Origin of the sequence: Pseudomonas syringae (assembly GCF_023278085.1) — a bacterium.
GTDB lineage: Bacteria > Pseudomonadota > Gammaproteobacteria > Pseudomonadales > Pseudomonadaceae > Aquipseudomonas > Aquipseudomonas syringae_Q.
Window position 1 is genome coordinate 5,389,306 of sequence record NZ_CP066265.1, and the last position, 13,430, is coordinate 5,402,735.

At 55.1% G+C, this 13,430-nt stretch carries 12 protein-coding genes and 2 pseudogenes; 8 read left to right on the forward strand and 6 right to left on the reverse strand.

Translation table 11 applies throughout. The features are described 5' to 3' along the window. Nucleotides 1–2 precede the first annotated feature (2 nt). Genes I9H07_RS23875 through I9H07_RS23895 form a run of 5 tightly spaced genes read left to right on the forward strand, consistent with a single transcriptional unit; the run spans nt 3 to nt 5,443 of the window. Nucleotides 3–1,412 carry a hypothetical protein gene (locus I9H07_RS23875; RefSeq protein ID WP_236426005.1) on the forward strand — a complete coding sequence of 470 codons (1,410 nt, stop codon included), beginning with the start codon at nt 3–5 and terminating at the stop codon, nt 1,410–1,412. Between the two features lie 14 nt (nt 1,413–1,426). Next, nucleotides 1,427–2,659, forward strand: coding sequence for an aminotransferase class III-fold pyridoxal phosphate-dependent enzyme (locus tag I9H07_RS23880; protein ID WP_236425275.1), 1,233 nt, complete (start codon nt 1,427–1,429; stop codon nt 2,657–2,659). A gap of 3 nt (nt 2,660–2,662) precedes the next feature. After that, nucleotides 2,663–3,799, forward strand: a complete 1,137-nt coding sequence (locus tag I9H07_RS23885) for an ATP-grasp domain-containing protein (RefSeq protein WP_024673895.1) — start codon at nt 2,663–2,665, stop codon at nt 3,797–3,799. Next, nucleotides 3,796–5,013: an MFS transporter gene (locus tag I9H07_RS23890; protein ID WP_236425276.1), complete on the forward strand. Its 1,218-nt coding sequence runs from the start codon at nt 3,796–3,798 to the stop codon at nt 5,011–5,013. The genes I9H07_RS23885 and I9H07_RS23890 overlap by 4 nt, the downstream gene beginning before the upstream one ends. Beyond that, a complete protein-coding gene (locus I9H07_RS23895; protein ID WP_058392165.1) occupies nt 5,000–5,443 on the forward strand; it encodes a GNAT family N-acetyltransferase in 444 nt (147 codons plus the stop codon). The genes I9H07_RS23890 and I9H07_RS23895 overlap by 14 nt, the downstream gene beginning before the upstream one ends. A gap of 56 nt (nt 5,444–5,499) precedes the next feature. Here I9H07_RS23895 and I9H07_RS23900 read toward each other — a convergent pair whose 3' ends face one another. From I9H07_RS23900 to I9H07_RS23915, 6 genes and pseudogenes are all read right to left on the reverse strand, one after another. Next, nucleotides 5,500–5,985, reverse strand: coding sequence for an Lrp/AsnC family transcriptional regulator (locus I9H07_RS23900; protein WP_032606323.1), 486 nt, complete (start codon nt 5,983–5,985; stop codon nt 5,500–5,502). A gap of 375 nt (nt 5,986–6,360) precedes the next feature. Beyond that, nucleotides 6,361–7,224: a methyl-accepting chemotaxis protein gene (locus I9H07_RS25235; protein WP_419149426.1), complete on the reverse strand. Its 864-nt coding sequence runs from the start codon at nt 7,222–7,224 to the stop codon at nt 6,361–6,363. A gap of 39 nt (nt 7,225–7,263) precedes the next feature. Next, nucleotides 7,264–8,283: pseudogene (locus tag I9H07_RS25240) on the reverse strand (methyl-accepting chemotaxis protein); the annotation flags it as partial. Nucleotides 8,284–8,462: 179 nt separating this feature from the next. Next, the gene (locus I9H07_RS25245; protein WP_419149428.1) at nt 8,463–9,332 is read right to left on the reverse strand and encodes a methyl-accepting chemotaxis protein; all 870 of its coding nucleotides are present in this window, start codon (nt 9,330–9,332) and stop codon (nt 8,463–8,465) included. Further along, nucleotides 9,333–10,493 (reverse strand): annotated as a pseudogene (locus tag I9H07_RS25250) (HAMP domain-containing protein); the annotation flags it as partial. 419 nt (nt 10,494–10,912) lie between these two features. Beyond that, nucleotides 10,913–11,137: a DUF6555 family protein gene (locus I9H07_RS23915; RefSeq protein WP_024673901.1), complete on the reverse strand. Its 225-nt coding sequence runs from the start codon at nt 11,135–11,137 to the stop codon at nt 10,913–10,915. A 430-nt stretch (nt 11,138–11,567) separates the two neighbouring features. Here I9H07_RS23915 and I9H07_RS23920 point away from each other — a divergent pair, with 430 nt between their 5' ends. The 3 genes from I9H07_RS23920 (at nt 11,568) to I9H07_RS23930 (ending at nt 13,324) form a co-directional block, all read left to right on the forward strand. Continuing rightward, the gene (locus tag I9H07_RS23920; protein WP_024673902.1) at nt 11,568–12,449 is read left to right on the forward strand and encodes a manganese catalase family protein; all 882 of its coding nucleotides are present in this window, start codon (nt 11,568–11,570) and stop codon (nt 12,447–12,449) included. Nucleotides 12,450–12,522: 73 nt separating this feature from the next. Beyond that, nucleotides 12,523–12,720: a hypothetical protein gene (locus I9H07_RS23925; RefSeq protein ID WP_024673903.1), complete on the forward strand. Its 198-nt coding sequence runs from the start codon at nt 12,523–12,525 to the stop codon at nt 12,718–12,720. 106 nt (nt 12,721–12,826) lie between these two features. Continuing rightward, nucleotides 12,827–13,324, forward strand: coding sequence for a ferritin-like domain-containing protein (locus I9H07_RS23930; protein ID WP_024673904.1), 498 nt, complete (start codon nt 12,827–12,829; stop codon nt 13,322–13,324). Nucleotides 13,325–13,430 lie beyond the last annotated feature (106 nt).

Here is a 13,430-nt window from a genome sequence, read left to right on the forward strand (position 1 = left end):
GCGTGGAAAAGTGGTCCATTGGCAGCTATAAAAAACCCTTCCTCAACATCGGCTATTTCAGCCCGGACGAGGCGGGGGCCAGCATTGAAATCGGAGAACACCATTCCGAATTTTCGTTGACCTCCGAGTCGCTGGACGCCCTCGACAACACACTTAAAAGCCTTGGCACGTGCGACAGTGAACACTGGATAGCGTTAAAGCAGAACACCTCGGAAAGACCGTTGCAGGACATCGTGGCGATCCTTGACGACGCGGGATTGATCAGAGAAGCAGCCCCCGAACACACCCTGGCAAAAAAACAGGGTTTATTGAACGACACGCTGGAAGAAGCGTATGCCGCCCTGGCAAAACAAGGCTTCAACCAGCAACTTATTGTGCAGGAACTGCTTGAGTCCATACAGGCTTCCTCACCCGTTCCAGTTACTGCACTCTATAACAGCAGTTCGAATATCTATCTGATCTACGCACGGCTGGCTCTCGATAGCTGGAAAGTTATCTGTCCACCGGCAGTCCCTGCAGCGGCCGCCCTGTTGAAAAGACTCGCGGGGCAACGCGTTGAGACTACAGACATCGAATTCAGCGCTTTCTGGGTAGGCGAAGTCAGAAAGTGTCTGTCTGCGCTGACCTGGCTCCTGGTTCGCAGCCAGCAGCAGGACGCAGAAAAGCTTTGCTCATCTGTTTTGCCTGCAACCGATGTGGATTCAGGACTGAATCTCGCTATCCGTCTGGAGCGTTGGGGGCTGGAGTTTCTGGGGGAGCAGGACGCAAGCCGATACCGCTCGGCCTTTAGCGAAGACAATGACCGTTGCGACGCCCTCATCGCCGCCAGCTACGCCCAGGAGTACTACATCACTGACCGGTTTATCGACCTGATCTGCCCGGCCATTTCGCAACGCTTGCCCAGACCGCTCAAAAAACTTGCCCGACGGTATTACATGGAGGAAGCAGGCCACGAACTGTATGAGCTCAAGACCTGCAAATCGCTGGGCATGAGCGAGGCTGATCTGCATACCTCACTGCCGACGCCTTACGCGCAACTGCTTTGCGATTTCTACACCTACTTTGCGACAACGGATGTGGTCTCTTACTTCGCCGCCGCTACCATTACCGAAGGGCTGCCGGGTCAGGAAAACCTGTTGAATTCGCTTTCCACACAGTTCAACAAGACCGCCGTATTCAATAACCGCCCCTCTCGCAAGCATGAGCAACTGAACGAAAAACTGGCTCATCAGTACATCTCCAGAATCATGCTGTCCGAAGTTGGCGAACTGAGCACGCAGCAACAGCAGACGACCGCGACAGCCTATGCCTTGTTACTGGAACTGACCCACCGTGCCTGGGAAGAACTGCACCGACTTCATGTGTTGAACAAGCGACCTCCTCTGAACTTCGCCATGAGCGACTTTCTATGAGCCACGCGCTTTCGTTGGAGCAATACGAGCAGCACGTCAATCCACACTGGGCCGCGCTCTTGCAGCAACTGGGGGAGCGCCCGGTGTTCATAAAAGCCAAGGATGAGTTTTTATACGACAGTGATGACAATCGCTGGCTGGATTTTGTGGGACATTACGGCGCATCGATTCTCGGACACAATCATGACGGCATTCAGCAACGACTGATTACGCTGATTCAACAAGCGCTACCTGCCGGAGCGCCGCTGGGCATATGCACGGGTAGCGCCGAGCTTGCTACCCGGCTGATTAAGCGGCTGGGCCTGGAAGGAACCTGGAAGCTGTGTAGCGTTACTACCGGCACCGAAGCGGTGGAAGGCGCGGTAAAAGCTGCTCTTTTCGCGACTGCCAGACGTAAAATCCTGGTGAGAGGCGGCTGCTTTCACGGCAATAGCGTCTTCACGATGCACCTCAGCGATCAGCCTGCGCATCGGGAAGGATTCGAGGCCTTGCGGCCCGCTGTGGATATCGTCTTCTTCGAGCACTCTGACGAAGCCCTGAAGGCAATCGCTGAAGGTGATGTAGCCGCCTTGATAGTAGAACCGGTACAGGCCATGGGCGGCGGACGTACCTTCAATGCCGACGAAGCCGATTCGGTGTTGGCGGCCTGCCGCCAGCACGGAACGATCAGTATTGTGGATGAAGTGTTCTGCGGGCTCGGCCGCTGCGGTACCTACTCGGCCATGCAGAAACTGGGCTGGAGCGAACAGCCGGATATCCTGTTACTTGCCAAGGCCCTGACAGGCGCGATGATTCCGAGCGCCCAGTTACTGATGCGCACTCCCCTGTTCGACGGGCTCTTCGCGAGGCCAGGTTGCCAGAAAATCCTCGGCTCCACATTTGCCAATAACAATCTGGCGCTCAGCCTGGCCTGCTCGGTCCTGGAGTTGCTGGACAGCTATATCATGGATGCCAAGGCCTTCAGCACGCTCGATGACTTTGGGGCGCAATTACAAGCGTATCCGGGCCGCTGGCCTGATGTAATAAACGGTGTGAGCTGTCTGGGTGCGTGCTTTTTCATCCAGATGAAAGACCCGGATACTTGCTTCACCCTTTGGCATTCGCTGTTCCTTAATCACATCTGCACGACCATTTGCCCTCACAAACCTACAACGCTGAAGCTGATCGTTCCCCTCACCGTTGACCAGGCTTCGCTGGACGAGTTTCTCTATGTATTTTCCGAACTGGCCGCTGATCTGCAAGGATAAGTAATGAGCCTACTATTGCTCGGACCCACCGATGACTATCTGCGTAAAGTGATGGCTGTGGATAAGTCGGTGATTGTGTTGACCGAGACCAAGCGCTTGACGCCTTGGCAATTGACGACACCCTGCGAGATTCATCTATGCAGCTTTAAGGAAATCCCCGAATTGCTGCTGACTGCCATGAGCATTGCAGCAGCCACCTCGGTGCGTGCTGTCATTTCATTCACCGAGCTTGGCATCGTGCCAGCAGCGATCATCGGCCGCCTGCTCGGCGTTCCGGCACCACAGCTCGACGCTTCGATTGTCTCGCGCAACAAACTCCTCACCCGACAAGCCTTGCGAAAACAGGGCCTGACCCATGTCGACTTTCACGAAATCGCAGCTAACGGTTGGCACAACGAACGCGACCACACGGTAGTCGTAAAACCCATCGACGGAACCGGCAGTCTTGATGTGCACTGCGTCGCGCCTGGCGATAGCGTCGATCTTGTGCCCGAGCAGCGATACATCATGGAAACGTGGCTGGCAGGCAAAGAGTTCAGCTGTGAAACCTTCAGTATCAAAGGGGCTCATTATCTGCTGGCCGTTACCGAGAAATGGCTGGGAGGAACGAATGGCCTGGTAGAAACAGGCCATCTGATCGATCCGGCCTCCTTCCAGCTCACCGACGAGCAGTGGGCTTACTTATGTCAATGCCTGAACGCCGTAGGCATAACGGATGGCCCGGGGCACACAGAACTGAAAATTGACGGCGACTCGATAGACATCATCGAATGTCACAACCGGCCTGGCGGCGACCGGATCTGGAGCCTCGTGGAAATCGTGACCGGCTTTGACATGATTACCGCTCAGGTAAATCTGCTGCTAGGCAACCAAGTGACTGTCGCAATCGACCAACGTGGCTGCGCGGCCATCAAATACTTTGAGTTGCCGCCCGGTACCGTTCAGTCGGTCAGGATGCCCGAGGCATTCCCTGCTCATGTTCACTGGCTGGATTCGGGCCTGCGACCTGGTGAAAAAGTGACCGGAGTGTCCAATTCCTTTCAGCGCCAGGGCGGAATAATTGTGTCAGCCCCTGACGCTTGCGTATTGAGGGATCGCCTCAGCCACGAGCTTGAACGAATAGAGGTTGTCGTCGCATGAGCCTAAGAACGCTTCTGGTCACTATGCCTCCTGACGCCAGACGTATCGTGCTTGTGCAGTTCCTGACCTCACTGGGCTATTTTTCAATCATCCCTTTCTTCGTTATCTATCTGGTCAGATTTTTAGGCTATTCGCCGTCGTTTGCTGCCAGTCAGTTGACGTTATTTCTGGTAGGCCAGTACAGCGCCTCTTTTGTCGGCGCCTACCTGAGCCACAGGAAAGGGCCGCTGCTGACGATGAAGGTCGGCCTTGTGCTTCAGATTTCGACCTACGTGCTGTTCGCTGCCGGGCTATCTTCGGCGTTGGCGCTAAGCCTGCTGAGTTTTTCGCTGGGCGTGAGCAAGGCTTTTTTCACGCCTGCGTCCAAGGCCGCACTGGTTGGATTGACCCCTGGCGATAATCACTACCTGCTTTTCTCGTTCAGGAGCACGGTAAATAATCTGGGGGTTGCGCTTGGAAGTTGCCTGGGCGCAGCGCTCATTGAACAGGCAGCCGCGACAGTGTTTATATTCGCCGCTGCGATTCAATGCCTGGCCCTGTGGATACTGGCAGCCGTCAGACAACGCTCAGGCAACACCAGCGCCCACAAGCCAAACAGCGTGAAATTCGGCGCCGCCGTAGGTAGCATATTGCGCACACCGCTGGCGGTCATTCTGATGATCGTCTCACTGTGTTATCAGTTTCACTACATACAGCTGGAATATTCATTTCCACTGATTGCAGATCACAACTGGGGAACCGACTCCGTAGCCCATGTGTTTTGGGTCAATGCAGCCACCGTCATGCTGTTGCAACTACCGTTCAATACCTGGCTTTCCAAAAAAATATCGGTATACCGCACGCTGGTGCTCGGCTTCGGGTGCATGGTCCTCGCGTTCTGGCTGATCGCCGAACTTCCTGCCAAGGGCTTTTTCCTGTTTGGCATATTGCTGTTTACAGTGGGCGAAATCACCATTGATCCTGCTATCGACTCTCTGCTCAGCAAGCGTGTATCTGTTGACCTGCTGCCGGTAGGTTTCGGTTTGCTGGGCCTGATGGGGCTGCTCGGCTCGGTCGCCGGGAACGCAGCGGCAAGCCTGTACGCAGGCTCAGGAGACTTCACACATTTCTGGTACGTAAACGCCTCACTGGCAGCGCTGGCTATTGTGTTGATCGGGTTTTATCGTAAACAAGACACTGTGGTATTAAAGGACAGTCACTATGGACACCCCTAGCAGCGATTCCGGCGTTATCCAGTTGTCGCTGGACAAAGACCTATTGGATATTGCGTTCATTCACGCGTTCCTGACGACCTCCAGCTGGGCGGCAGGTATTTCAATTGATCGTGTGCACACCAGCATTGCCAACAGTCTTTGCGTCGGCGCGTTTGATGGGCAACAACAAGTCGGTTTTGCCCGGCTGGTGACGGACTTCGCGACCTTTGGCTATCTTTGCGATGTCTTTGTCGATGCGCAATACCGCGGACAGGGACTGGGGCGGCGTCTTTCGGAGGCGCTTCTGGGAGTTCCAGAGGTGCAATCACTGAGACGTATACTACTGGCGACAACAACGGCCCCATGGCTGTACGAGAAGCTCGACTTCACTCCCGTCAACAAACCCAATTATATCTGGCAGCTTCACCGACCCGACGTCTATTCAACATGAGGCAGCAAGCACCGTGCGATCACGCTCCCCGCACGGTGCAGTGCTTCAGGGGCCTGTCAGGGAACAGATGACAGCGGCACGTTATTGTTGGCGTATACTTCGCGTAAGCTCACTGAGGTTTTGATTTGTTTAATACACTTCAACGACCTCAAGGTCAGTTCGATGAACCGTGAGTACGCTTCCATGCTGTAACAGACGATATGAATCATGAAATCAAAATCGCCTGTCACATTGTAAAGTGCGACCACTTCAGGTGAAGAGGTCAGCTTCTGCTCCAGATCACGCGTAGATTCCGGCGTATGTGAATCAACGGAAAGTTGAATAAACGCTGTAATATCGAAACCCAGTACATGCTTGTCCAACACCGCCTGGTAATGCTTGATGTAGCCCTCTTCCTCAAGTCTTTTCAAGCGACGCCAGCAAGGAGTTTCACTTAACGACAGTTTTTCACTGAGTTTGGCGAGTGTGGTTCTGCCGTCCGACTGCATAATGGAAAGAATCTGCAGATCCACCGAATCAAGCGAACTAGATTTCCTTTTCATGCTTATCCCTTGGCTAATTTTCTCGATCAGGACACTGGGTTATCGGCAGACCACAAACTTCAGTTTTTATAATAATCGACTGATTGAAATGCATGAATATCAATCGGTTCGTTACCCTTTATAAAGGCTTTGTCTCACGCCGATGCGAGCGCCGGCCGAGTGCAGCGATTAAGCAGCGAATCCCTATTCTTGTCAATAAACGCCCACCGGCGTCGATGTACCAGCACGCTCAAGCGTGCGGCACCCGCGATGTACTCAAGAGATTGTCGTATCGGTATCAAGAAGCGACGATGAACGCACGATGAGCATCCGCGCTTGAACGTGCCGTGCCCATGCACTGTGCATGGGCAAAACAGTCAGGTAGATATGGGCTGATCAAACCCGGAAGTGGCTGACCATCATCTGCAGCTGTCCGCCCAGGCGTGCTAGTTCGACGCTGGAGGCGGCGGTTTCTTCGCTGGCTTCGGCGGTCTGTTCTGACACGTCGCGCACGTTGACGATGCTGCGGCTGATTTCGTCGGCGACAGAGCTTTGTTGCTCGGCGGCGGCCGCGATCTGCTGGTTCATGGCCTGAATGCTCGACACGGTGCGCGTGATGTTTTCCAGCGATGTACCAGCCTTGCGGGTCAGTTCGACACTGCTGTCGGTCAGCGCACGGCTGCCCAGCATGATGCCGGACACCTGACGAGTACCGTTCTGCAACGCAGCGACCAGGCCTTCGATCTCTTCGGTGGATTGCTGAGTGCGCTGCGCCAGGCCGCGCACTTCATCGGCGACCACTGCAAAACCACGCCCTGCCTCACCGGCACGCGCCGCTTCAATGGCCGCGTTGAGTGCCAACAGATTGGTCTGCTCGGCCACCGCCTTGATCACGTCCATGACCTTGCCGATCTTGTCGCTTTCCTGCTCCAGCACATTCATCGCGTCGGACGAACGCGCCACTTCAGTGGCCAGCCGTTCGATCTGCTGGATGGCCTCGCCCACCACCTTGTCACCTTCGCGAGCCTGCGTGTCCGCATCGGATGCCGCAACGGAAGCCTGCTCGGCATTGCGTGCGACTTCGTGAACGGTGGCCGACATTTCCTGCATGGCCGTGGCCACCTGATCAGTCTCGACCTTCTGGCTGTTGACGCCAGCGCTGGTCTGCTCGGTCACTGCGGACAGTTCTTCGGCCGCGCTGGCAATCTGCGTAACACCGTCGCGAATCCCGGAAATCAGCTCGCGTAAGGTAGTGCCCATATTCTGGATGCCTTGCTGCAATAAACCCAGTTCGTCGCGTCGGGTAATGGCCGCCGTATGGGTCAGATCGCCGGAAGCGATGCGCTCGACGATCGCCAGCGTGTCACGCAACGGGCGAGTGATCTGACGGGTGATAAGCACCGCAGCAAGAATGCCGAGCAGCATGACCAACACCACACAACCGATCTGCAGGTTACGGGCCTTGTCGGTGTCAGCCTTGGCCAGCTGCATCTGCAGCCCGTAAAGCTGTTCGCCAAGCTTGACGATGGTCGCACCCTGAGTGGTCAGGTCCTTGCGAACATCACCCGCCGTCTGCGCGGTGGCCTTGAACGCGTTAAGGGAAGCACGGTAGTTGCGAAGTGCAGTCTCGAACTGCGCAACCTGCGCGCCATTGCTGGCAGCAAAAGCCGATTTGAGTTTGTCCAGATGGCTGATAGTGGTGTCCAGTTGCTGGAAAGCAGCTTTCTCGCTCTTCTCATCAGGTTTGGCGGTATAGCCTCGCACTTCGCTGCCCGTCAGCAGCACGTCCTGTCTGGCGGAATTGACCTGTTGTGCCAGATCGAAACGGGTCGGGTCGGACGGGTCCATGCGCATGACGGACTCATTGAGCGCTTCAACCCCCTGAGCCGCAGCGGCAGCATTGGAAGTGATCTCGGTGCGCACCTTGGTACTGTCCCGGTAAACCGCACGCATGCTGTTCAGCGACGCCTCGTAGTCACGAGTCACATCAGCAAGATCACTCATCGGTTTCAGGTTGACCGGGTTGGTGAAGCGACCCCGCAGTGAATCCTGATGCGCCTTGAACACGTCCAGTTTGCTTTGCATGTTCTGCGCGGCGGTTTCATCGCCATCGGTGAGCATGTATTGCAGGCGCGCAACGCGCAGGTTGGTCAGGTTGCTGCTGAGTTGAGCGATGTCGCCGATTCTGTCGGTGCGACTGATCAGCTTGTCGAGGCTGGTCCAGCCGACCAGTGCAAGAATTGCCGTAAAAAAAAGAACGGTCCCAAAGCCCAGTGCCAACTTCATGTTGACGCTGATATTCGCAAAGCTGCTGTTCATGACATCTCCTGATTATGCTTTTTTAATGCGCACTGACAAAGCTGAGGATTTGTTTTTATGAACAGCAGACCCGCGCGCTAGAGCTATCGGCCGCACAAGCGCAAAACTTGATAAAAAAACGTGAGTGTTCAGGCACCGATTCTCAAGAAAAAAACGGGGGCTGCTCGCCCCCGTTCTGATCAGCCAACCAGCTTGAAACGGGCGACGACATTGCGCATGTCGTTCGCAACCCGTGCCAGTTCGTCGGCGGTCACTGCGTTGTTGTCGATACCCAGCATCAAGGTCCCGGAGCTGTTGCGGATCTCCATGACGTTACGGTTGATGTCTTCGGAAACCGCGTGCTGCTGTACCGCAGCGCTGGCGATCTGGGTGTTCATTTCGACGATGCGCTCGACACCTTCGCTGATGGTCGACAGGCTGCCTGACGCTTCGCTGGCCGCACTGATGCACGCTTGAGCCTTGTGCTGCCCGGCCTGCATCTGCTGCACGGCCGCGTCGGTGGCGCTTTGCAGTTGTTGAATGATGCTGCGGATCTCTTCGGTAGACGCCTGAGTACGCGATGCCAGCGTGCGGACTTCATCAGCCACGACCGCAAAACCACGACCCTGCTCACCGGCACGTGCCGCCTCGATAGCCGCGTTGAGCGCCAGCAGATTGGTCTGATCGGCAATGGTGCTGATCACCTGAATGACGCCGCCAATCGACTGGCTGTGCAAGGCCAGCGCCTGAACCTTCTGAGCACTGACTTCCACTTCATCGGCCAGCGCCTGAATGGTTGTGTGAGCCTGATGCATGATGCGCAGTCCGTTCCGCGAAGCGGTATTGGCCTCGTCAGCAGCCGATGCGGCGCCTTCAGTGTTCTGCGCCACGTCGGCGACGCTTGCGGTCATCTCGTTGATGGCCGTGGCCACCTGTTCGGTCTCGGCCTGCTGTGCGTTCATCGATTGCTTGGCCAGACCAATGGAAGTGCCCAGTCGCGCCGCCACGTCAGACAGCTCATACGAGGTGCGATCCATGTGCGAGATGGAACTGGAGAACGCTTCTGCCATCAGGTTCAGACCGTTACCGATATCGGCCACTTCGTCCTTGCTGACCACCTGCACTCGCGCACTCAGATCACCGTCGGCCAGACGACGGGTGACACCCAACAGGCCGTCGATGGCCATCCGCAAGGCGCGATAGATGCTGCTGAACGCATAGAGCAACAGCAGACCGACGATCACGCACATAGCGATCATCATCTGGCGCAGCTCGAGCAACGAGGTGTAGCGGGAATTCAATTGGTCCTGCAGTGAAACCTCGATTTCGTCTTGTGCCTTATAAAGGGCAGTGACCACCACGTTACCCTGAGCACCGAGCGCCTGACCCCTTTGCGCGGAGAAGTCCGGGCCTTTTACATAGGCTTGCAGCTCGTTACGGAAGTTGTCCATGGCTGCGGTAGCGGTGGAGATCGGATCATTGATGCGGGTGGCCAGTTCCGGAGAACGTCGTTTGAGCAAACGAACGCTTTGCTCAAGCTCGCCACGGAACAGCAACTCGAGCTTTAACAGGCTGTCGAGCGAACTGCGCATCGAGACGCTCAGGCCCTGCCCTGTGCTCATGCCCGCTGTAATGCCACGGACCTGACCGGCCACGTTGATTTCCCTGGGCATGCGAATGGTGCTCAGGTCGATCAGGAACAGCGTCGCAGGATCATCGTCCAGCACCAGGCCAGAGGTGGCCGATACGTAATAGATAAAGTTGAGCGTCTGCGCCAGTTGCTCGTTCCACTGGGCAAAGAAATCATCCGGCGAAAGGCCCGGTTTGACGCTTTCCATCAGGGAACGCGCACTTTCACGAAGGCGCTGCACGCGATTCTCTGTTTCCAGCTCAGGGCCCTTGCGAGCATCCATATCGGAAAGATTATTGAAGGCCGTTTCAAGCTGGTTACGGTTATTGGCGAGGTCTTGAGCAGCAGAGGCATCACCCGACAACAGACGGTTGGTGTGCGCGCGCTGGAGCATGGAAAGCCGCAGGATAGGCGTGACGGTCAGCAGGTATTCGCGCCCGACACGCTCTTGCTCGACGCTATCGATTCTGGAATTCAGGTTGCTGAACACCCTCGCACCGAGAATGACCAGCGGGATAACGATAATAATGGCTAAAACGGCAAATTTGGCAGGGAAACGCAGGCGGTTGGTAAGGCTGATACCAGGCGAAAGAATATTCATGTTTTTCTCGATTTAATTAAGGTGCCCGATCCAGTTGAAAAAACTCCTTTCTTTGCATCACGGCAGGCGCAGGTCAGTTTGTCGGTCTCAAACAGATCACCCATTCGAGTAGAGGCACTGTGACATCACTTCAGAGCCAGCCGTCATTGAGAAGTTCAATGACGACCATCAGCTGATACCGACCTATCGGCAAGGCCACGCAGAACGTGAGCATGAGAAAGATATGCAGCTGCGAACGAAGCGCAGCAAGCGCCAGAAATCATGCAGTAAGGGAAGATTCAAACGAGGGGTTCATTGATCGAGAAGAGAAAGTAAGGCTGAAAAACTGGCTGGAGAAATCCGCCATGGTCTATACCGTCGTGCGACAACCTGGCTGCACGACGGCGGGTATTTTTCTGCTTTGACGGATTTCTGGTCGTTCAGGCCCTCGCCCATTCCACATTCGACAGACCGAGCTTTTCCGCCTGAGGCTTGCTCAACTTGGGCACCGGATCTGAACGGTATTTGGGAATAGCACCAAACCCTGCATCAACCGAAGCCCAATGCCAGGCTTCCTGATTGTCCATGGCGACTGCTCTTATGTAGAACGTCTTGTAACTGCCATGCAGCAGGTAATCGATACGGTAGTGTTTTTCATCAGCCATGGTTGTTGCTCCTGCTTTGTCAACTCGCAAAACAGATCATGGCCGTTTCAAAAAATTCAAAAAATTATTACCGTCATTTAAACGATATCACACTGCCATCAGCCCTCACACTCAAATGAATAGCACCGAATACAGGCTTATTAATAGGCAATGTTAATAACCAGGATTTGTTCACAACATTAATGGTTTAAGCATGGCCTCTCCGTGCGTCGCTTCTTGAAAGGCTTCAACTATAAGACCGCACTTTTCCTTGCCTGACTTCGAGATAAGCAAACTCTATTGAACCTTCATTTTTACGCCGCTCATCCTATAAAAATAAAGTTTCGAGCAACGTCTACAGGCGTCCCATCTCATACCCAGTGACTGCGTTGAATCAAGCCCATTCGTATGGGTTAACGCTCCCCAAAGAGACAAAGCCTGAGGAAACGACATGTTCATTCATAACAAACGACTTCAATATACCGTACGTGTAGCTCGTCCAAATCCAGGACTCGCCAATTTGTTGCTGGAGCAATTCGGTGGTGCGCAAGGCGAACTGGCGGCCGCTGGACGTTACTTCACCCAAGGCCTGAGCGAAGATGATCCAGGCCGTAAAGATCTGCTGATGAGCATCGCCACCGAGGAACTCAGCCACCTCGAAATCGTGGGTTCGATTATCGTCATGCTCAACAAAGGTGCTAAAGGCCAACTGGCTGAAGGCATCGAAGAAGAAGGCGAGCTTTACCGCGCCATTAACGGCAACGGCAATGACTCGCACATCACCAGCCTGCTGTACGGCGCCGGTGCGCCCTTGACCAACTCGGCCGGTGTGCCGTGGACCGCTGCCTACATCGACACCATCGGCGAACCGACTGCCGACTTCCGCTCCAACATCGCTGCCGAAGCACGGGCCAAGATCGTGTACGAGCGGCTGATGAACGTGACCGATGATCCAGGCGTGAAAGAGGCGCTGGGCTTCCTGATGACGCGTGAGATCGCTCACCAGTTGTCGTTTGAAAAAGCCCTGCACGCCATCCAGCCCAACTTCCCGCAAGGCAAGCTGCCTGGCGATCCGGAGTTCACCAACAAGTTCTTCAACATGTCCGGCGAACCGAATGTACGGGGTCCGTGGAACCAGGGCGGCGAGTGGGAATTCGTCGAGTCACCACAGCCGGCAGTCGATGGCGGTGATGGTTCTGCGTCTGTGACCCTAGATGCCAACGATGCAGAGGTTCTGGAAATGATGAAAGAACGGACCATGTCCGATCCGACGTCCAACCCTATTACCGGCGCGGATCTCGGGTCGGGATTTGTTCAGGGTAAAGACCTTTAAGGGATTGCCCTTCAAGAGGCTCTCCCACAAGAGCCTCTGAAGAGCGCTGATGTCGCAATCAGGAGAAAGGATCATGAAGCAACCACGCTCCAGCAAGCACTTCTCGCCTGATGGCGAGTTCGAGAAAGGACTGACAGATGCGGTATTCGTGAACGGGCTTCGTGCGTTCGACGCACAGGCACGTCTGGCACGCAGAGGTTTTCAGGTGGCGATGGCTACCAAAGTCTTTGGTGTCGGAACGTTGCTGGATAACAACTTGCCCAGCCGCTGATTACTCGATCCTCAGTCATACGCTTCAGCCCTTTATACACCTGCAAGCGAGGCTGAATGTCAGCCTCGCCTGTGGATAACTTCATGTGCAAAAAAGGATTATCTGCATGGCTCGTACAACGATACAAGATCTGTTCATTCATGAACTGTCGGATGTTTATAGCGCCGAGAAGCAAATTACCAAAGCATTGCCGAAGCTGGCGCGCGCCTCGACGAATCCCCTGCTCGCAGAAGCCTTCAAGGCTCACCTCGAAGAAACCCACGGCCAGATCGAACGCATTGACCAGTTGGTGGAAGCCGAAGGGCTGAAGCTCAAGCGCATGAAGTGCGTGGCGATGGAAGGTCTTATCGAAGAAAGCAAAGAGTTGCTGGATGAGATCGAGAAAGGCGAAGTTCTGGACGCCGGTTTGATCGGCGCTTGCCAGAAGGTCGAACACTACGAGATTGCCAGTTACGGCACCTTGATCGCGATGGCTACGCATCTGGGTATGAAAGAGGCGGTGAAATTGCTGAGCGCAACATTGGCCGAGGAAAAAGGCGCGGACGAGAAGCTGAGCGCCATCGCTGAACAGGGCGGAACTCAGGCTGCGACTTCAAGCAAATAGATTGAAGTCTTTGAATCACCGCCTGATGTGGCCTGATGAGTATGAGGTCACGCCAGGCGGCTTATCTGCACCCGGTCACATTGCTGCCTTGCAGGATCGCCACCAT

What these genes read in the sequence shown, in the direction of transcription:
- I9H07_RS23885 (WP_024673895.1), top strand. Translation starts at nt 2,663, where the DNA reads ATGAGCCTACTATTGCTCGGACCCACCGATGACTATCTGCGTAAAGTG.
- I9H07_RS23890 (WP_236425276.1), top strand. Translation starts at nt 3,796, where the DNA reads ATGAGCCTAAGAACGCTTCTGGTCACTATGCCTCCTGACGCCAGACGT.
- I9H07_RS23895 (WP_058392165.1), top strand. Translation starts at nt 5,000, where the DNA reads ATGGACACCCCTAGCAGCGATTCCGGCGTTATCCAGTTGTCGCTGGAC.
- I9H07_RS23900 (WP_032606323.1), bottom strand. Translation starts at nt 5,985, where the DNA reads ATGAAAAGGAAATCTAGTTCGCTTGATTCGGTGGATCTGCAGATTCTT.
- I9H07_RS25235 (WP_419149426.1), bottom strand. Translation starts at nt 7,224, where the DNA reads ATGGGCACTACCTTACGCGAGCTGATTTCCGGGATTCGCGACGGTGTT.
- I9H07_RS25245 (WP_419149428.1), bottom strand. Translation starts at nt 9,332, where the DNA reads ATGGCAGAAGCGTTCTCCAGTTCCATCTCGCACATGGATCGCACCTCG.
- I9H07_RS23915 (WP_024673901.1), bottom strand. Translation starts at nt 11,137, where the DNA reads ATGGCTGATGAAAAACACTACCGTATCGATTACCTGCTGCATGGCAGT.
- I9H07_RS23920 (WP_024673902.1), top strand. Translation starts at nt 11,568, where the DNA reads ATGTTCATTCATAACAAACGACTTCAATATACCGTACGTGTAGCTCGT.
- I9H07_RS23925 (WP_024673903.1), top strand. Translation starts at nt 12,523, where the DNA reads ATGAAGCAACCACGCTCCAGCAAGCACTTCTCGCCTGATGGCGAGTTC.
- I9H07_RS23930 (WP_024673904.1), top strand. Translation starts at nt 12,827, where the DNA reads ATGGCTCGTACAACGATACAAGATCTGTTCATTCATGAACTGTCGGAT.